This is a genomic window from Mycobacterium sp. (assembly GCF_032161845.1).
Lineage (GTDB): Bacteria > Actinomycetota > Actinomycetes > Mycobacteriales > Mycobacteriaceae > Mycobacterium.
Genome location: NZ_JAVRQA010000396.1, coordinates 1 through 16,642, shown reverse-complemented (window position 1 = coordinate 16,642; position 16,642 = coordinate 1). Strand labels below are relative to the sequence as shown.

General features: G+C 67.3%; 13 protein-coding genes. 7 read left to right on the top strand and 6 right to left on the bottom strand.

From position 1 onward, the window contains the following. Positions 1 to 79: 79 nt before the first annotated feature. The 4 genes from QOD90_RS21285 to QOD90_RS21270 are packed head-to-tail and all read left to right on the top strand — an operon-like array spanning position 80 to position 4,853. Entirely contained in the window at positions 80 to 1,543 is a 1,464-nt protein-coding gene (locus QOD90_RS21285) for an aldehyde dehydrogenase (RefSeq protein ID WP_526352812.1), read from the top strand. Next, complete coding sequence (locus tag QOD90_RS21280) at positions 1,540 to 2,121, top strand: TetR/AcrR family transcriptional regulator (protein ID WP_526352811.1); 582 nt, start codon at positions 1,540 to 1,542, stop codon at positions 2,119 to 2,121. The genes QOD90_RS21285 and QOD90_RS21280 overlap by 4 nt, the downstream gene beginning before the upstream one ends. Then, positions 2,118 to 3,383: a cytochrome P450 gene (locus tag QOD90_RS21275; protein WP_526352810.1), complete on the top strand. Its 1,266-nt coding sequence runs from the start codon at positions 2,118 to 2,120 to the stop codon at positions 3,381 to 3,383. Before QOD90_RS21280 ends, QOD90_RS21275 begins: the two co-directional genes overlap by 4 nt. Next, complete coding sequence (locus QOD90_RS21270; RefSeq protein ID WP_526352809.1) at positions 3,384 to 4,853, top strand: TLP1 C-terminal extension domain-containing protein; 1,470 nt, start codon at positions 3,384 to 3,386, stop codon at positions 4,851 to 4,853. Positions 4,854 to 4,879: 26 nt separating this feature from the next. Here the strand turns inward: QOD90_RS21270 and QOD90_RS21265 are convergent, their stop codons facing one another. Then, complete coding sequence (locus QOD90_RS21265; protein WP_526352808.1) at positions 4,880 to 5,683, bottom strand: FadR/GntR family transcriptional regulator; 804 nt, start codon at positions 5,681 to 5,683, stop codon at positions 4,880 to 4,882. Positions 5,684 to 6,049: 366 nt separating this feature from the next. Here QOD90_RS21265 and QOD90_RS21260 point away from each other — a divergent pair, with 366 nt between their 5' ends. Both QOD90_RS21260 and QOD90_RS21255 read left to right on the top strand, forming a co-directional pair. Next, complete coding sequence (locus QOD90_RS21260) at positions 6,050 to 7,345, top strand: amidohydrolase family protein (RefSeq protein WP_526352807.1); 1,296 nt, start codon at positions 6,050 to 6,052, stop codon at positions 7,343 to 7,345. A gap of 5 nt (positions 7,346 to 7,350) precedes the next feature. Further along, positions 7,351 to 8,874: an aldehyde dehydrogenase family protein gene (locus QOD90_RS21255; protein ID WP_526352806.1), complete on the top strand. Its 1,524-nt coding sequence runs from the start codon at positions 7,351 to 7,353 to the stop codon at positions 8,872 to 8,874. Positions 8,875 to 8,882: 8 nt separating this feature from the next. On the opposite strand, the gene QOD90_RS21250 is transcribed toward QOD90_RS21255, so the two are convergent. From QOD90_RS21250 to QOD90_RS21230, 5 genes are all read right to left on the bottom strand, one after another. After that, positions 8,883 to 10,376: a class I adenylate-forming enzyme family protein gene (locus QOD90_RS21250; protein ID WP_526352827.1), complete on the bottom strand. Its 1,494-nt coding sequence runs from the start codon at positions 10,374 to 10,376 to the stop codon at positions 8,883 to 8,885. Positions 10,377 to 10,390: 14 nt separating this feature from the next. Further along, positions 10,391 to 11,200: a FadR/GntR family transcriptional regulator gene (locus tag QOD90_RS21245; protein WP_526352805.1), complete on the bottom strand. Its 810-nt coding sequence runs from the start codon at positions 11,198 to 11,200 to the stop codon at positions 10,391 to 10,393. Between the two features lie 101 nt (positions 11,201 to 11,301). Continuing rightward, positions 11,302 to 12,204 carry an amidohydrolase family protein gene (locus QOD90_RS21240; protein ID WP_526352804.1) on the bottom strand — a complete coding sequence of 301 codons (903 nt, stop codon included), beginning with the start codon at positions 12,202 to 12,204 and terminating at the stop codon, positions 11,302 to 11,304. Beyond that, the gene (locus QOD90_RS21235) at positions 12,201 to 13,799 is read right to left on the bottom strand and encodes an SDR family NAD(P)-dependent oxidoreductase (protein ID WP_526352803.1); all 1,599 of its coding nucleotides are present in this window, start codon (positions 13,797 to 13,799) and stop codon (positions 12,201 to 12,203) included. Before QOD90_RS21235 ends, QOD90_RS21240 begins: the two co-directional genes overlap by 4 nt. Then, positions 13,796 to 15,580, bottom strand: coding sequence for a flavin-containing monooxygenase (locus tag QOD90_RS21230; RefSeq protein ID WP_526352802.1), 1,785 nt, complete (start codon positions 15,578 to 15,580; stop codon positions 13,796 to 13,798). Before QOD90_RS21230 ends, QOD90_RS21235 begins: the two co-directional genes overlap by 4 nt. A 165-nt stretch (positions 15,581 to 15,745) precedes the next feature. Here QOD90_RS21230 and QOD90_RS21225 point away from each other — a divergent pair. Continuing rightward, positions 15,746 to 16,642, top strand: an 897-nt coding sequence (locus QOD90_RS21225) for an aromatic ring-hydroxylating oxygenase subunit alpha (protein WP_526352826.1), incomplete at its 3' end; no start/stop codon positions are given.

Genomic DNA, 16,642 nt, shown 5'->3' with positions numbered 1-16,642 from the left:
TCGGACCCTGTTCGAGTGACATTCTACCAACGTTCGAATATATTCGAACACTGGTCGAATCTTTAGGAGGCGACGATCCATGTCACCGAGCCAGCCGTCGGTCGCGGCGAATGCGTATGTCTTCGACCAGTTGTTCCTCGATGGCGCGTGGGTATCGCCGTCGACCAGCGATCTGTTCGACATCCGGTCCCCACACGACGGGAGCAAGGTCGGGTCCGCGCCCATCTCCTCGGAACCGGACGTCGACCGGGCCGTCGGGGCCGCCCGTCGCGCCTTCGACGAAGGACCGTGGCCACGGATGACGGTGGCGGATCGCATCGCCGCGTTGCGTCCGTTCGTCGCCGCGTACGCGGCCAGGACCTCCGAACTGGCCACCCTCGTCACCTCGGAGATGGGGTCGCCCGCGACCTTCTCCGAGCCCGCCCACGGTCTGGGGCCGCTCCTGCTGATGCAGGCCACGCTCGGTTTCGCCGAGGCCTACCCGTGGATCGAGCGGCGGGGTACCAGCATGCTGGTCCGCGAGCCCGCGGGTGTCGTCGGCATCATCACCCCGTGGAACGTCCCCCAGGTGACCATGCTCGCAAAGGTGTTGCCCGCGTTGATCGCCGGTTGCACCGTCGTGGTCAAGCCCGCGCCGGAGACACCGCTGGACGCCATGCTGCTCGCGGGACTGCTGGCCGAGGCCGACCTGCCACCGGGAGTCGCTGCCGTGCTACCGGGCGCTACCCCCGCGGGCCGTCGACTCGTCGAGCATCCGGGAGTCGACAGGATCGCCTTCACCGGAAGCGCCGACGTCGGCCGTGCCATCGCGAGCATCTGCGGGCAGCGACTGGCCAGGTGCAGCCTGGAGCTGGGCGGGAAGTCCGCGGCCATCGTCTGCGAAGACGCATCGCTGGAACGCACGGTTGCCGGCCTGCGGTTCTCGTCGTTCCTCAACAACGGCCAGGCCTGTGTCGCGCAGAGCCGAATCCTGGCGCCCCGCAGCCGTTACGACGAGGTGGCGCAAGCCCTCGCCGCGACGGCCGACGGCTTCGTCGTCGGTGATCCGCACGACCCGGGCACCGACATCGGTCCGCTGGTCTCGGCCCGTCAGCGTGAGCGGGTCGTGGGATACATCGACACCGGCATCGCCGAGGGCGCCACGGTGGCCGCCGGCGGGCCTGCCGTCATCGACGACCTGCCCGACGGACAGTACGTCCGTCCTACGGTCTTCCGCGACGTGGACAACTCCATGCGGATCGCGCGCGAGGAGATCTTCGGTCCGGTGATCGTCGTGATCCCATACGACGACGTGGACGACGCCGTCGCCATCGCCAACGACTCCCCGTACGGTCTCGGCGGCTCGGTGTGGACCAAGGATCGGCAGGCGGGCCTCGCGATCGCGCGCCGGGTCCGCACCGGCATGTTCGGGATCAACTCGTTCGCACCCGAGTTCGGCGTGCCCTTCGGCGGGTTCAAGGCCAGCGGCATCGGCCGGGAGTACGGACCAGAGGCCTTCGACGAGTACGTGGAGATGAAGTCGGTATACGGGGTACCCACATGACCGCGCCCCCACGGCGAGCCTACGGCGAACTCGACCGCGAACAGGTGGTGGCCGCGCTGCAGGACCTGGCCCGGCGAGTGGGTGTTCGGCGCGTGACCATGCGCGAGCTGGCCGCGGAGCTGGGCGTCGCCGCGCCATCGGTGTACTACCACGTTCGGGACAAGCAGGCGGCGCTGAATCTGCTGGCAGAGTCGGTGCTCTCCGCCATCGCCGAGCCGGGTCCAGGGCCATGGCACGAACGGCTGATCGAGTTGTACTCCCACGCCAGGAGGGTGCTGCTGGACGTGCCCGGAATCGCCGGGGTGCTCCAGACCAACGGGGACGGCGAGTGTGCGCGTCGCCTCGACAACCTGAGCCGCGCGCTCATCGCGCAATCCGGACTGACCAAAACCGTTGCGAACGCCGCACATACGGTGCTGTACACCTATCTTCTCGGCTCTGTCGGACTCGAGGAGTCCCGACCGCATTCGGTTCCTTCACCAAGCGAGCGGCAGGCGGCGTCGCGCTTCCGGGCCGGGCTGGCCGTCATCGTCAGTGGAATCCAGGCGTCCAGCCAGATTTCCAGGGAGGGCCGATGAACATTCCGAAACCGGGCCGTCTCGGGTCGTTGGTGACCGAACATCAGGGCGGTGCCGCCGATCTCGACGCCGCGGCAGTGCTCAATCCCGACACGTACGTCGACGGCGCCCCGTTCGACGCCCTCGCCCGGTTGCGCGCGACCGCCCCGGTGCACCCGGTGGTGCTGCCTGGACTGCCGAAGTCATGGCTGCTGACGCGGCATGCCGATGTTCGCATGGTCAGTCGTGACACCGAGACGTTCAGCAGCAAGCGGGGCAATACCCTCGTCGAGGTCGAGATGAGCCCGACGTCGGCGATGCTGCCCGGTATCGACCCGCCGCGACACGTCCTGTACCGCAAGCTCATCAACCAGGGCTTCACCGCCCGCAACGTCCAACGCCTGGAACCGCACATGCGCAAGGTGGCGCGCGACGTCGTCGCCGACGTGATCTCGAAGGGGCAGTTCGACGCCGTGCCCGACATCTCCGCAGAGATGTCACTTCAGGTGATCGCCGACGTTCTCGGGGTGCCTGCGGAAGATCGGATGGACGTCTTCCGCTGGAGCAATGCCATCGGGACCCTGGGGATCGAGGACCCCGACTACGCCCCAACTCCGCAGGCGCTCGGTGAGGCGGCCGCCGAAATGTTCGCCTACTGCGGCGAATTGGTGGAGCACCGCAGAAAACACGGACTGACCGACGACATCCTTTCGGCACTTCTCGCAGCGGAGGTCGATGGCGAGAAGCTCAATCGCGACCAGCTCAACGAGTTCTTCATGCTGTTGGCCATCGCAGGCAACGAGACCACCCGCAATACGCTGAGCCACGGAATCCTGGCGCTGTCAGACCATCCCGAACAACGTGCGCTCCTGGCCCGCGAGCCCGAGGCCATTCCGCTGGCCGTCGAGGAACTGCTTCGCTGGTCCACCCCGGTGATGCACTTCCGCCGCACCGTCACCCGGGACACGGAGATCGGCGGGCAGAAGATCCCCGCGGGGGACTGGGTGCTGATCCACTACCTGTCAGCCAATCGGGACGAAGACGTCTTCGAGCGGGCGCACCAGTTCGACGTCACGCGCGCCGACGCGGGTCACGCGGCCTTCGGCGGCGGTGGCACGCACTTCTGTCTCGGCGCCCAGCTGGCCAGGCTCGAGCTGCGGGTCCTGCTCGAGGAGCTGTACCCGAAGGTTCCCGACCTCGCGGTGACAGCGCCGCCGGATCGCCTGCGGTCGTCCTTCTTCCACGGCATCAAGCGGCTACCGTGCACGACCGGTGGGGCCTAGATGGGGGATCGTCGGCTCTGTGTCATCGGGGCCTCCCAGCACACCGTGCGCGACGGCAACGCGCCGGAACCCCTGATCAGCTGGGCGCGGCGGGCGCGCGAGGCGGCCGAGGTAGCCGGCGTGAGTCACGCTCTGCCGCAGCTCGATTCGATTCAGGTGGTCTACTGCCAGAGCTGGCCGTACGACGATCCGCCTTCGCGCCTCGCCGATGAACTCGGCGCGTCCCCGGGCCACCGCGTCTATTCCGGAATCGGCGGCACGACGCCCCAGGAACTGATCAACCGCACGGCGACGGCGATGCAGCGCGGCGAACTAGACCTTGCCCTCGTCTGCAGCGCGGAGGCGCTGGCCACGGTGCGCGTGGCGAAGAAGGGCGGCGAGCGGCTGCCGTGGAGTCACCGGAAGTCCACCCCGTTCCCGTGGGAGCCACCGCACGAATCGGAGATCGCCCACGAGGTGATGCAAGCGTGGGAGACCTTCCCGCTGTGGGACACCGCCCGCCGGGCCGGACGCGGCGCCACGTTAACCGACGATGCGGCCGAAGCCGCCACGATGATGTCGACCATGAGCGTCACGGCGGCGGCCAACCCGCACGCCTGGCGACCGACCGCACTGGACGCCACGACGGTGGGCACCGCCACCGCGGACAACCGTTACGTCGGCTGGCCGTACACCAAGCACGAGGTCGCGGTGATGGACGTCGACATGTCAGCCGCCCTGTTGCTGGCGACGGCAGAGAAGGCGGACGCACTCGGCGTTGCGAAAGACCAGCGCCTTTACCTGAACGGATGGGCGTACGCGGAGGACCCGGCGAGCATCGCCGAGCGCACCGACATGTCGCGCTCGGTCGCCATGTCCGTCGTGGGCCGGCACGCGCTGTCGGTCGCAGGCGTGGGTCTGGACGACATCGATGCGTTCGACCTGTACTCGTGCTTTCCCTCGTCGGTCCGATTGGCGTGCGATGCACTGGGACTCGCACTCGACGATCCGCGGGGGCTCACGGTGACGGGCGGGCTGCCCTACGCGGGCGGTCCGGCCAGCGGCTACCTCACCCACGCCATCGCCAGCACCTTCGACCGGCTGCGAGAGGGCCCCGGCCACGCTCTGATCACCGGCGTTGGCATGCACTTGGCCAAACACGTGGCCGCGGTCTGGTCGAGCACACCGGTCTCATCGGCGTCGACGATGGCTCCCGATCGCGCCCGGCTGCAGGCCGAGGTCGATGCCGAACAGCACCGCGAGCCACTATTGACGGCGTGGTCGGGACCGGGCACGGTGCGGGCCTACACCGTCGCCCACGGTCGCGACGGCGCACCGACGCAGGGTCTGGTTGTTCTGGACACCACCGACGGCCGGGCGTTGGCCCGGGTGCACGAGCTGGAGCTGCTACTCGACGCGGAGTCAAGGGAACTCGTCGGGGAGGACGTCACGGTGACCACCGATGGCCGTCGCAACGAGGCGCGTTGGTGACCCGAAAGGGATTGGGCCGCAATCGGTCAGTTGCGTCGCGACATCGCCTGCGGTGAGTGCGCCTGGATTCGCTGATCCGATTCCGGCAATGCGTGCGAGTGGGCATCGTCGACGTGCTTGTAGGCCAGCCGCCGAACCCGATCCACGTCGCCGTCCGCGATCGCGTCCGTCATCTTCACGTGGGCGTTGAGGGCGGCGCGCCGTTTGGCCGCGGTGGGAAAGGCGTTCTCCTCCCTGGCTCGGCCGAACCACTCACCCTCCTGGCTCACCCAAAGCGCTTCGAGGCTGCCCATCACTACGACCATGGTGTGGTTACCGCAACCCCGCGCCAGCACGTGATGAAACTCGCGGCCGATCTCGGAGAACTTCTCCGGATCGTTCAGGTTGTCGGCCATGGCCTCGTTGCTCTGGATCAGCTCGGGCACGACGGTGGTGGCCCGATCCGGTCGCATTGCCGCCAATGCCGCACAGGATGGCTCGAGTTCCTTCAGCGCCGTCATCAGATCGGTGACCGGGACCGCATCACTCTGCAGGACGAGGCCCAGCATGTACGCGGCACTGGACTTCGCGGGCGCATGCACGATCGCCCCACCACGGTTGCCGCGGCGGACGGAGACCAGGCCCTCGGTCTCGAGGATGCGCAAGGCCTCCCGCACGGAGACGAGGCTGACGTTGAAGTGCTCGACGAGTTGCTTCTGACCCGGCAGCAGATCGCCGTCGGCGAGCCTGCCGTCGATGATCTGCTGCCGCAACTCGTCGGCAACGATCTCGGCGGTTCTCCGCGACGACAGTCGACGGTGCGCTTCCGCGCCGATCCCAAGGATGGTCATGTGCTCCTCGCAGCCGACACGATGAGTGCGTCGGGCGCTGACAGCCGCGGGCACTATCTGATTAAGTGGCGATTTTAACATCGTTGGCGCCCAGGGGGCGGGCGTCGCCCGCTGGCTGCACCTCGACGCGGTGGGGAAATGGGCCGCGATCGGAGATCTGATCCGGATCGCCATCGGCGCCCATCTTCGCGATATCGAGGTGTGGCGTTGCGCCGCAGGCGATTCGACGTGCCCGCCTGAATGGCCCCCATGGCGCGGTATTGCTGTTTTTATATAAATAGCTATAGTGCGTGCTAAGGCGATGAGAGGTGCCGCGGGCGCGCGCCATCGCTGCCGTCTGCCAGAACCGCACGAAAGGCGTCGTCGATGAATCTCAACGATCTGGTCATGGTCAGCGTCGATGACCACGTGGTCGAACCCCCAGACATGTTCGACGGCCGACTGCCCGCGAAGTACCGCGAGTACGCCCCCGAGTTCATCACCAACGCCGACGGCACCAATGTCTGGAAGTACAACGGCGAAACGGTGATGAACGTGGCGTTGAACGCCGTCGCCGGCAGGCCCAAGGAGGAGTACGGCATCGAGCCGACCTCCTTCACGCAGTTGCGTCCCGGCACGTACGACCACGAGGAGCGGGTCAAGGACATGAGCGCGAACGGCGTGCTCGGCTCGCTGTGCTTTCCCTCGTTCCCGCAATTCTGCGGCCAGTTGTTCGCTCGTACGGCGGACAAGGACGTGGCGCTGGCGATGGTGCGGGCCTACAACGACTGGCACATCGACGAGTGGTGTGGAAGTCACCCAGGGCGTTTCATCCCGTGCGGGCTCCCGGCGATCTGGGACCCCGACGTGATGGCGGCCGAAATCCGGCGTGTCGCCAAGAAGGGCTGCCACGCACTGACGTTCAGCGAGAATCCGTCGAAACTCGGCTGGCCGTCGATTCACTCGGACCACTGGGATCCGGTGTGGCAGGCCTGCAGTGACGAAGGCGTGGTGGTGTGCATGCACATCGGCTCGTCGTCGCAGCTCACCATCACCTCACCCGATGCGCCGATGGACGTGATGATCACCCTGCAGCCGATGAACATCGTGCAGGCTGCTGCCGACCTGGTCTGGTCGACGACGCTGCGCAAGTACCCGGACCTCAAGGTCGCCCTGTCCGAGGGCGGCATCGGTTGGATTCCATACTTCCTCGAACGCGTCGACTACAACTACGACCGGCACCACGCGTGGACGGGTCAAGACTTCGGCGACAAGCTACCGAGTGAAGTGTTCAACGATCACGTCCTGACCTGTTTCATCGATGACAAGTTCGGCATCGCCAGCAAGGGTGCGCTCGACCTCGACATGGTGACGTGGGAGTGCGACTACCCCCATTCGGACTCCAATTGGCCCCGTTCACCGGAGGTGTTCGCCGAATCGGCGGCTGGACTCACAGACGAGGAGGTCGACAAGATCACCCACCTCAACGCGATGCGCCACTTCCAATACGATCCGTTCTCGATCCTCGGCGGCCGAGCCAACTGCACCGTCGGCGCCCTGCGCAAACAGGTCGAGGACCATGACGTCTCGATCAAGTCGCAGGCCCGCGAGGGTAACCGCGGAGATAGCGCCCAAGCCGCCAGAGACCTCGTCAAGATGGCTGCCGGTCCAGGGGGGAACTAGCCACCATGACGACGACGGCAGCCCCCGAGCAGAGCAGCGTGGCCCTCAACCAGCGGGCAGCGCAGCGGGCCGAGTCCCGCATGTTCGTCGATGGGCAACTGCGCCAATCGAATTCGGGGGAGACCTTCGACAACGTGAGTCCCGCGACCGGCGGGCTGTTGGGCACCACCGCGGCAGCCGGTGCCGAGGACATGGACGCAGCCATCGCGGCGGCACGGCGGGCCTTCGACGAGACGTCGTGGTCGACCGACCGCGAACTGCGCAAGCGCTGCTTGCTCCAGCTTCAGGCGGCGCTGGAGGGTGAGTCGGCCGACATCCGCGAGGAGATCGTCGCCGAGGTGGGCGCGCCGATGATGACCACGTACATGGCCCAACTCGACTGGCCGCTCTCGGATGCCCTGACCCATCCCGCCGAACTGATCGACTCGTTCACCTGGGAGCGGGAGCTGGGCGCGGGCACGGCCTTTGGCGGCGACAACCTGCGCAGGGTGGTCAAGGAGCCCGTCGGCGTCGTCGCGGCGATCGCGCCGTGGAACTACCCGATCGAGATCGTGCTGAACAAGCTCGGCCAGGCGCTCGCGACGGGCAATACGGTAGTGCTGAAGCCCGACCCGAACACGCCGTGGACCTCGACCCGCATCGGCAGGCTGATCGCCGAGCACACCGACATCCCCGCAGGGGTCGTCAACGTCGTGCCCACTCCCGACAACGCGGTGGCCGAGCGGCTGGTCACCGATCCACGGGTGGACTTGGTCTCGTTCACCGGATCCACCGACGTGGGACGCCTCATCGCGAAGCGCGGGGCCGAAACCCTCAAGCGGGTGTTCCTCGAACTGGGTGGCAAGTCGGCGATGGTGATCCTCGAAGACGCCGACCTCGACGAGGTGTTGCCGAACACCGCGCAGGTCTGCATGCATGCTGGCCAGGGCTGCGCGATCAACACGCGAATGTTGGTGCCCGCCCGTGCCTACGACGAATTCGTCCAGAAGGCGACCGCGTTGTTCGAACTCATCACGCCTGGCGATCCGGCGTTGGCCGAGACCTTCCTCGGGCCCGTCATCAACGCCAAACAGCAGAGCCGGATCCTGGGTTACGTCGACAGGGCACGGGCCTCGGGTGCCGAGATCACCACCGGCGGGCACGCACCAGCCACGCTCGACGACGACCTGGCAGGAGGCACCTACGTCATGCCCACCATCGTTGCCGGCGTGGACAACTCACACGAGATCGCCCAAACGGAGGTGTTCGGCCCGGTGATGGTGGTGCTGCCCTACCGTGACGAAGAAGAGGCGCTCCGAATCACGAACGACAGTCGGTACGGTCTGTCCGGCTCGGTGTTCTCCGCGTCCCGCGAGCGGGGGATGGCCTTCGCCGCCAGGGTGCGGGCCGGCTCCTTCAATGTCAACGGTGGCCTCTTCTACGGCGCCGATGCACCGTACGGCGGATACAAGACCAGCGGCCTCGGTAGGCAGAACGGCGTCGAAGGCTTCGAACAACACCTGGAGACCAAGACCATCGGCTACCGCTGACGGCGCGGTCAACCGCCGCGCGCCTCGATCATGGCCGAGCGGTTGACCTTGGTGGCTGCGGTGCGGGGGATCTCGTCGACGAATTCAACGGTCTTGGGCACCTTGTAACGGGCGAGACGGCCCTTGGCGTACTGGATGACGTTCTGTTCGGTGATGGAGTCGCTGCCGTCGGCGAGCTGCACGACCGCATGGACCCGGCGGCCCCACTCGGCGTCCTTTAGTCCCAACACCACGACGTCGACGATGTCGGAGTGCGCAATCAAGGCGTTCTCCACTTCTGCGGGAAAGACATTCGCGCCGCCGCTGACGATCATGTCGGTGCGGCGATCGGCGATGTAGAGATAGCCGTCCTCGTCGAGACGGCCAAGGTCGCCCGCCGAGCGGAAGCCGTCTTCGGTTGGCACTGCGGGCGCGGCACCACCCAGATACCGGTAGGTGTCATTCATCGGTGCGCGCAGGTAGATCTCACCGATCTCGCCGGTGGGTACGACGGCTCCCCGTTCGTCGAGGATGCGGATCTCGGTCTCGCGAAAGCCGCGGCCCACGCTGCCGGGGCGCTGCAGCCACTCGTCACCACGCAACGTGGCCAGGCCCAGGTTCTCCGTCATCCCGTAGGCCATCACGATCTGCTCGGGGCTCAGGAGGTCGAACCACCGGCGGAGCAGATCGGGTGGCATGGCCGCCGCGCCCTGCATGACCCACTCCACGCTCGAGAGGTCCCGTTGCGCGACGCCTGGCACGTCGGCGATGCGTCCCAGCATCGTGGGGGTGGCGGTGAAATGGGTGACGCGATGCCGCTCGATTGCGTCGAGGACCGATGTGGCACTGAACTTCTCGAGCACGACGAGCAGGTCGCCGCCGAGCAGGTACAGCAATGGGTTGAAGCCGTTGGTGTGGTACATCGGGCCGGGCACCAGAATCGTCTGCGGCCGTGGGACGGGCGCCCAATGCTCGGCAAACGGCTCACTGAGGGTCGACGTCCACTCCGCGGGCCGCGTGTTCAGAATGATCTTGGGAAGCCCGGTTGAGCCGCTACTGCAGATGCCGTTTTGCATCGGCGCGACGGCCACGGGCAACGCCGTCTGGGCTTGGGCTTCGGCAGCTGCGGACAGTTCGTCGCGGTTGTCCTCGTCGACGACGACCGCGGCTCCAAGGGCCTCGAGCAGCCGGGTCCGTTCCCAGGTCGGCAGATCCCAACGCATGGGCACCGGGACCGAGCCGACCTTCCAGCAGGCCAGGGCCGCCAGAATGAACTCGACGGAGTTGGGAATGGCGAGCCCGACCAGGGTGCCCAGGTGTGCTCCCCGCGCGGCCAAGGTGCGGGCCCACTGATTGGCGGCGCGGTCCAACTGGTCGAGGGTGAAGCAAGTTTCGGCGCCGTTCTCGGCCACCATCGTCAGCGCGACGCGGTCGGGATCGGCCTCGGCGAGGCGGCGCAGCTGTTCTCCGAACGGGATGCCGTCCTCGACGGTGGCAGGCGGTGGTGGGGGGACCCTGTGCATACCGGGTTCGGCGGTCAACGCCGACGACCTGAAATCACCTGTGCGGGCAAGGCCTGGATGCGTTGGTCGGGATCGTCGGCCACGACATAGGTCTGGGTGTCGCCGACGTGGCGCGCTGCGAGTCGTCGCGCCCGCTCCGCGTCGCCTGCCTCGATGGCCTGGGTCAGCTTCACGTGAGCATTGTGGGCGGCCCGGCGCTCGGAGAGCGACGGATAATCGCCTTGTGCGGTCGTCTGTTCGGCCCACTGACGCTCGTGACTGGTCCACAGGGCCTCGAGGCTTCCCATTACGACGGCCATCGTGTGATTGCCGCAGCCGCGGGCGATTTCGTGGTGGAACTGCCGACCGATGTCGGTGAAGCGCGATCCGTCGTCGAGGTGTTCTGCCGCCAGGGCGTTGAGTTTGACGAGTTCTGGCACCACGGTCTCGGCGCGATCGACTCGTTGCGCGGCCAGGGCCGCGCACGACGGCTCCAGCTCCTGCAGAGCCAACCCGAGATCGGTCAGCGCGACGGAGTCACTTTGTAGCACCAGCCCGAGCATGTAGGCAGCAGATGACTTGGCCGGGGCGTGCACGACCGCGCCACCGCGGTTGCCGCGCCGCACTGACACCAAACCCTCTGTCTCCAGTATTCGCAACGCCTCGCGCAGTGACACCAGGCTGACGCGGAATCTCTCGACGAGGACGTCTTGGCGGGGGAGCAGATCGCCGTCGGTAAGCTCGCCGTCGAGAATCTGCCGGCGCAACTCCTCGGCGACGATCTCGGCAGTGCGACGCGCGGACAGCCGACGTCGAGCCTCGGGGCCAATTCCGATCGCGGTCATTTGATTCCGGCAGCGAACGTGGAAAGCGACGCGGTGCTGCGCCGCGTCGCTCTTGCTGATGCGCAATTTTAGCAGCTTTAGCTCCTTTTGAGGCCTGATCCCTAGCAGCGGTAGATGCGCTCGGCGTTGCCTGCGAAGAGCTTGTCGCGAGCATCGGCGTCGAGTCCGGCCGTGACGGTCGCGTACGACGTGTAGAGCTCGTCGAGAGTGCCGTGCATTCCGTCGACGGGAAAGTTGCTCGCGAAGAGGCAACGGTCGACGCCAAAGGCTTCGATCGCGTGCTCGAGCCACGGCGCCAGCGTCGCGGCGGCCATCGTGCCCAGCGGCATCGCCAGGCCGGAGAGCTTGCACAGCACGTTGTCGCCGAGGCTCGCAAGGGCGTTGATGCCGTCGGCCCAGAGTGCACGCTCCTCGTCCGAATCGTTGCGAGGCCAGCCCATGTGCTCGACGACCACGATGAGGTCGCCGTGTTGCTCCAGCGTCTTGGCAGAGGTGACCAGCTGATCGGGGTGCACCATCAACTCGAAGAGAAGGTCGCGCTGCTGCAGGGCGTTGAGGACATCGGCCGACGGGAGGGGTCCCACGGCAGCCCCCATCGGCCGGACTCCCCGGAAGCGTTGTGCTGCACGTTGTTCGTCGATGGCGGCCACCGTCTCGGCCACCGAGTCACAGGGGGGTAGGCCGCCGATGATGGCGTCGGGATGGCCGTCGGCGGCCGCGCGCAGATCGAGCTCGAGGGTCTCGTCGACCGAGTGCCTGCCGGTGGCTGCGGCGACGTTGACCAGTTTCTCGACGTTCCACCCGGTGGCCTCGGTCAGGTAGGTGGCCACGTCGAAGCGGCGCGACATTCCGGCGACTTTCTGATTGCTCGCGCCCAGGTCGAGCTGGTCCTTGCCCGCCGACAAGTACGGGTACCAGTCGGTGCGGTCCGGATCCCACAGGTGGACATGGGCGTCAACAATTCGGGCGGGTCGATGCGGCGCCTTGTTCTTCGCGGGGGTCATCTCGGCTGCACGACCTCTCCGAGGGTGTCGTCGAACCATGCGGGCACCGCGGGTCCGCCGAAGCTGATGCTGCCGATTGGGCGCGGGTGACTGCGCAGGCCGAACCACCCAGCAGCCGAAACCAATTCGGCGCCCGCGAGGCTGTCGACCTCTGCGCTGCACACCAGATGGGCGGCGAGTTCGGCTGGGATGTGCCTGAAGTCGGCACCGTCGGACTCGGCGCTGATGGCGAAGGGCACCACCAGGTCGCGAGTGGCCTTGCGGCCGGCTCGGCAGAGCTGTGCGGCGGCCTGAGCTTGGCTGCGGCCGCCCGCGTTGGTGGCGTCGGTGATGACGACCAGGCGAATCTGACGGTCCTTGGCCGCGGCCAATTCGGCTACGGCTCTTGTCCATTGGGCTTCGGCGTCGATCCGCTCGACGATGCCGTGGTGCTCGGACAAGATGTGCTCCCAATCTGAGGCCGCACCGGTGGCGGGTCGGCCGCCGGCCAAGGCGACCACCACCCCGTCGAGCGAGCCGATGCCGGCTAGCTCGGCAACGGAGTGGACGGTGTGGCACGCCGCCCCCCTGGCCGCCAGTGCACCGGACACGGCCTTCGCTACCTCGGGCCGGTCGGAGACCACAGCGCACGTCCGCGGGACCTCAGAGGGGCGTTCGTTGGTCGGCGGCGAGTCGAATAGCATGCCGAAGCGGGCGTTGCTGCCGCCCCCGCTGACCTGCTTGGCCTCGGCCGGGCCAAGAGCGGTGGCCGTCGCGGCATCCATCACCCGCGCCGCCGAAGCAACGTCGTCGCAGCGCACGACTTCGATCAGGCGCGGCTCGTCGATCACCGACACTTCGGACCCCGCGACGAAGAGCACCCGTCCACGGCACGACGTGAAGTCCTCGCTCACCAGGTGCGCAGCCAGCGGGCCGAGGTGCTCGGGGGCAGGCATCGAGCCCAATGACAGGCCACCGGTGGCCGAGCCGCTTGCGGGTTGCGTGGCGGCCAGCGCTGCTGTCACCATCCGCGTCGCGGCGATCGGCGAGATCGCGTTGATCACCACCCCCGCGGGCGCGTGCCGACCCAGCTCCCACGTCAGCGACGCCACGGCGCGCTTGGCGCAGCCGTAGGCGCCCGCGTCGGCCGATCGCCACCCCGATCCCGAGGTGACGCCGAGGATGTGTCCGTGTCCGGCCGCCGCCATCAGTGGCAGGGCAGCGCCGAGTACGTTGCGGTAGCCGTCGAGGTGCACCGAGAGAACGCGCAGCCAGTCGTCGGCGCTTCCCTTGGCGAAGCCGGTGGGACGGCTGATGCCTGCGACGTTGACCACGGCGTCGAGGCCGCCGAACTCCTCGGCCAGCTCGCCGAAGAGCCGGCGCACGTCCGCTTCGTCGGTGACGGACACCCCGGAGGCTCGGGCGGCGCCACCGGCGGCGACGATGCGTCCGGCGGTGGTCTCCTCGGGTTGGGGCAGTTGTTCGGAGCCGTCGATCGAGACCAGCGGGTCAACGGTGACGACGAAAGCGCCTGTGCGGCTGACTGACTCGGCGATGGCAGCGCCGATGCCGCCGCCGCCCCCGGTGACGACGACCACCCGTTGTCGGTCGCTCACGCCAGGTCCAGCCCGTCGAGCTCGCCCGACTCGAGCCAGCCCTCGAGCAGGTCGCGATAGGCGAAGTAGTCGCCGAAGCCCCGACCGAAGTTGGTGTCGCGCGCCTTGATACCACCCGGGTCGCCTTCGTTGTTGATCCGCGACGGCGTGCAGGCGGACATCACGGCGCTTGGGTCGACGTAGGTCTCGACGATCTGCCGAATCCAGTCGGCCTCGGCCTCGGCGCTGACGTCGAACACGTCGGCCCCGTGCTTGTGGAGCAGGGCAACCGTGCCTGCGATGAACTCCGCGCCGAGCACGGCGATCTGGGTGTAGTTGACCGTGACGACCGCTTGCTGCCCGGGCGCGGGCATCACGAACATGTTGGGGAAGCCGCGGCTCATCATCCCGAACAAGCTGGCGGCGCCGTCGGCCCACTTCTGCGCGAGCGTGATGCCGCCGCGGCCAACGATGTCGTGACCCACCCGGCGCTGCAGTGGGGTGAGCTCGGCCTCGAAACCGGTGCCGTAGACGATGCAATCGACGTCGTACTGCTTCCCGCCGACCACTGGCCCCGATTCGGTGATCCGCTCGATGCCCGCTGGGCAGTCGACGAGGGTGACGTTGGGACGGTTGAAGGCGTCGAAGTACTCGTCGTGGAAACAGGGCCGCTTGCAGAGATATCGGTAGTACGGTTTGAGCGCCGCCGCGACGTCGGGTTTGGTGACGAGCTGATCGATCCGTTGCCGGTGCTGCTCCATGATCCCGAAGTCGAGTTCCTCTGCGGCCCGCATGAATTCACCGATGCTCGCGCCCTTGACCCGCGGCGGGTTCTGCACTGCGGCGTAGTGCTGGGTCCACCCGTCATCGGTGAGGTCCGTCTCGACCGGGCGGCCAAGCATGATTGACTGGAAGTTGTCCATCCGCGCCTTCTGCCAGCCCGGCGTCAGCCCGTCGGCGAACGTCGGATCGGTCGGCCGGTTGCCGCGCACCCCGATGGCCGACGGCGTCCGCTGGAACACGTAGACGTGCCTGGCCGCCTCGGCGAGCGGCGGAAGGGCCTGCAGGCCGCTCGCGCCGGTGCCGACCAGCGCCACGACCTTGTCGCCGAGGTCCGTCAGTGCCTCGCCGGGGCCGCCACCGGTGTAGCCGTAGTCCCATCGCGCGGTGTGGAAGGCCCGACCGGCGAAACCGTCCATTCCCGGGATGACCGGCAACTTCATGAGATTGAGGATTCCCACCGCCAACACGTAGTAGCGGCAGGACAACTCGTCGCCCCGGTCCGTGTGGATCTGCCACCGGCCGACGGCGTCGTCCCACTGCGCTTGGGTGACGTTCGTATGGAAGAGGGCATCGGGCACCAGGTCGAAACGATCCGCGACCGCCTGCAGGTGCAGCCGAATCTCTTCGCCGAAGGCGTAGCGCCGGGTGGGGACGTAGTCGAGTTCCTCGAGCATCGGGAGGTACTGGTAGGACTCGACGTCGCACATCACGCCCGGGTAGCGGTTCCAATACCAGGTGCCGCCGATGCCGCCTGCCGCGTCGACGATCCGGATGCGTTCGATGCCGGCCTTGCGGAGGTGCGCGGCCGCGAGGAGGCCGGCGATGCCACCGCCAACGATCACGACGTCGGGATCGTCGCTGACGGGGTTGCGCTCGGCGAGGGGGGTGAAGGGATCGGCCCGGTAGCTGGCGGCGTGCTCATCGGCGGTGAGGTCACGGATGGCTGCCCGGCCGGGAATCAGCCGCCGATCGCGCTCGGCGAGGTATTTGGCGTGAACGGCTTCCGGGTCGAAGGCCATGAAGTTCCCTTTCGACGGCGTCACGGAAGATGTTACAAACCCTTGAATGAATGTCACGTGCTGAATTCGCTATTTTTGTTAAGATAGTGACGGCCGGTCGCTGATGGCAAGACCCTCGACGCAGAGGCAGAAGGGTGGGGCACCTTGGTCAGCCACGCGCACCCCGTGGATTGGACACCGCTGCCCGTGCCGTGGGCGGTTGAGGCCGTTGACCGGATTCCCAAGCAGCGCTATTACGACCCGGACTTCTACGCGCTGGAGAACGAGTCATTGTGGCCACGGGTGTGGCAGATGGCGTGCCGACTCGAGGAGCTTCCCGCACCAGGGGACTTCGTCGAGTACGAGATTCTCGACCAGTCCATCATCGTGGTCCGCGTCGATGCCGACCACGTCCGCGCGTACTACAACTCCTGCCGTCACCGCGGCATGAAACTCGTCGAGGGCAGCGGATCGCGGCGCAGCTTCGTCTGCCCCTTCCACGGGTGGTGTTGGGGTCTGGACGGAAAGAACACCTTCGTGCTGCGGCCCGGTGCGTTCGACGAGGGCAACCTCGACGCAGGCGACCTCGAGCTGGCGTCGGTCAGGTGTGAGCTGTGGGGCGGGTGCGCGTGGATCAACCTCGACGACGGCGCTGCGCCGCTGCGCGACTGCCTCGAGCCGATGGCCTCCAAGTACGACGAATGGAAGATCGGCGCGCTTCGGACCGAGTGGTGGAAGTCGTGCCTGCTCCCCGTGAACTGGAAGCTGGCCGCGGCGGCCTTCATGGAGGGCTATCACGTCCCGCAGACCCACCCGCAGCTCATGCCGTCCTCGCGCAAGGCGGAACCGTCCTCGGGGGCGAGCGAAGCGACGGGGGATGTGGCGGTGCACCCGCTGATCGAGACGAGCCTGCACCTCATGCGGACTCTCGGATCCGGCATGGGGGGCATGACGCACGACAACGACATCCGGATCGCCGAAGGGCTGCAGCACATGTCGCTGCCCGACGATCCCCGCGAGGCGAGGGCGGCGTGGCAGAGTGCCGTCAACGATGCGGTCACCACCTGGCACCGGAACCGCGGC

Coding starts and splice junctions, on each gene's coding strand:
- QOD90_RS21285 (WP_526352812.1), top strand. CDS start 80: ATGTCACCGAGCCAGCCGTCGGTCGCGGCGAATGCGTATGTCTTCGAC.
- QOD90_RS21280 (WP_526352811.1), top strand. CDS start 1,540: ATGACCGCGCCCCCACGGCGAGCCTACGGCGAACTCGACCGCGAACAG.
- QOD90_RS21275 (WP_526352810.1), top strand. CDS start 2,118: ATGAACATTCCGAAACCGGGCCGTCTCGGGTCGTTGGTGACCGAACAT.
- QOD90_RS21270 (WP_526352809.1), top strand. CDS start 3,384: ATGGGGGATCGTCGGCTCTGTGTCATCGGGGCCTCCCAGCACACCGTG.
- QOD90_RS21265 (WP_526352808.1), bottom strand. CDS start 5,683: ATGACCATCCTTGGGATCGGCGCGGAAGCGCACCGTCGACTGTCGTCG.
- QOD90_RS21260 (WP_526352807.1), top strand. CDS start 6,050: ATGAATCTCAACGATCTGGTCATGGTCAGCGTCGATGACCACGTGGTC.
- QOD90_RS21255 (WP_526352806.1), top strand. CDS start 7,351: ATGACGACGACGGCAGCCCCCGAGCAGAGCAGCGTGGCCCTCAACCAG.
- QOD90_RS21250 (WP_526352827.1), bottom strand. CDS start 10,376: ATGCACAGGGTCCCCCCACCACCGCCTGCCACCGTCGAGGACGGCATC.
- QOD90_RS21245 (WP_526352805.1), bottom strand. CDS start 11,200: ATGACCGCGATCGGAATTGGCCCCGAGGCTCGACGTCGGCTGTCCGCG.
- QOD90_RS21240 (WP_526352804.1), bottom strand. CDS start 12,204: ATGACCCCCGCGAAGAACAAGGCGCCGCATCGACCCGCCCGAATTGTT.
- QOD90_RS21230 (WP_526352802.1), bottom strand. CDS start 15,580: ATGGCCTTCGACCCGGAAGCCGTTCACGCCAAATACCTCGCCGAGCGC.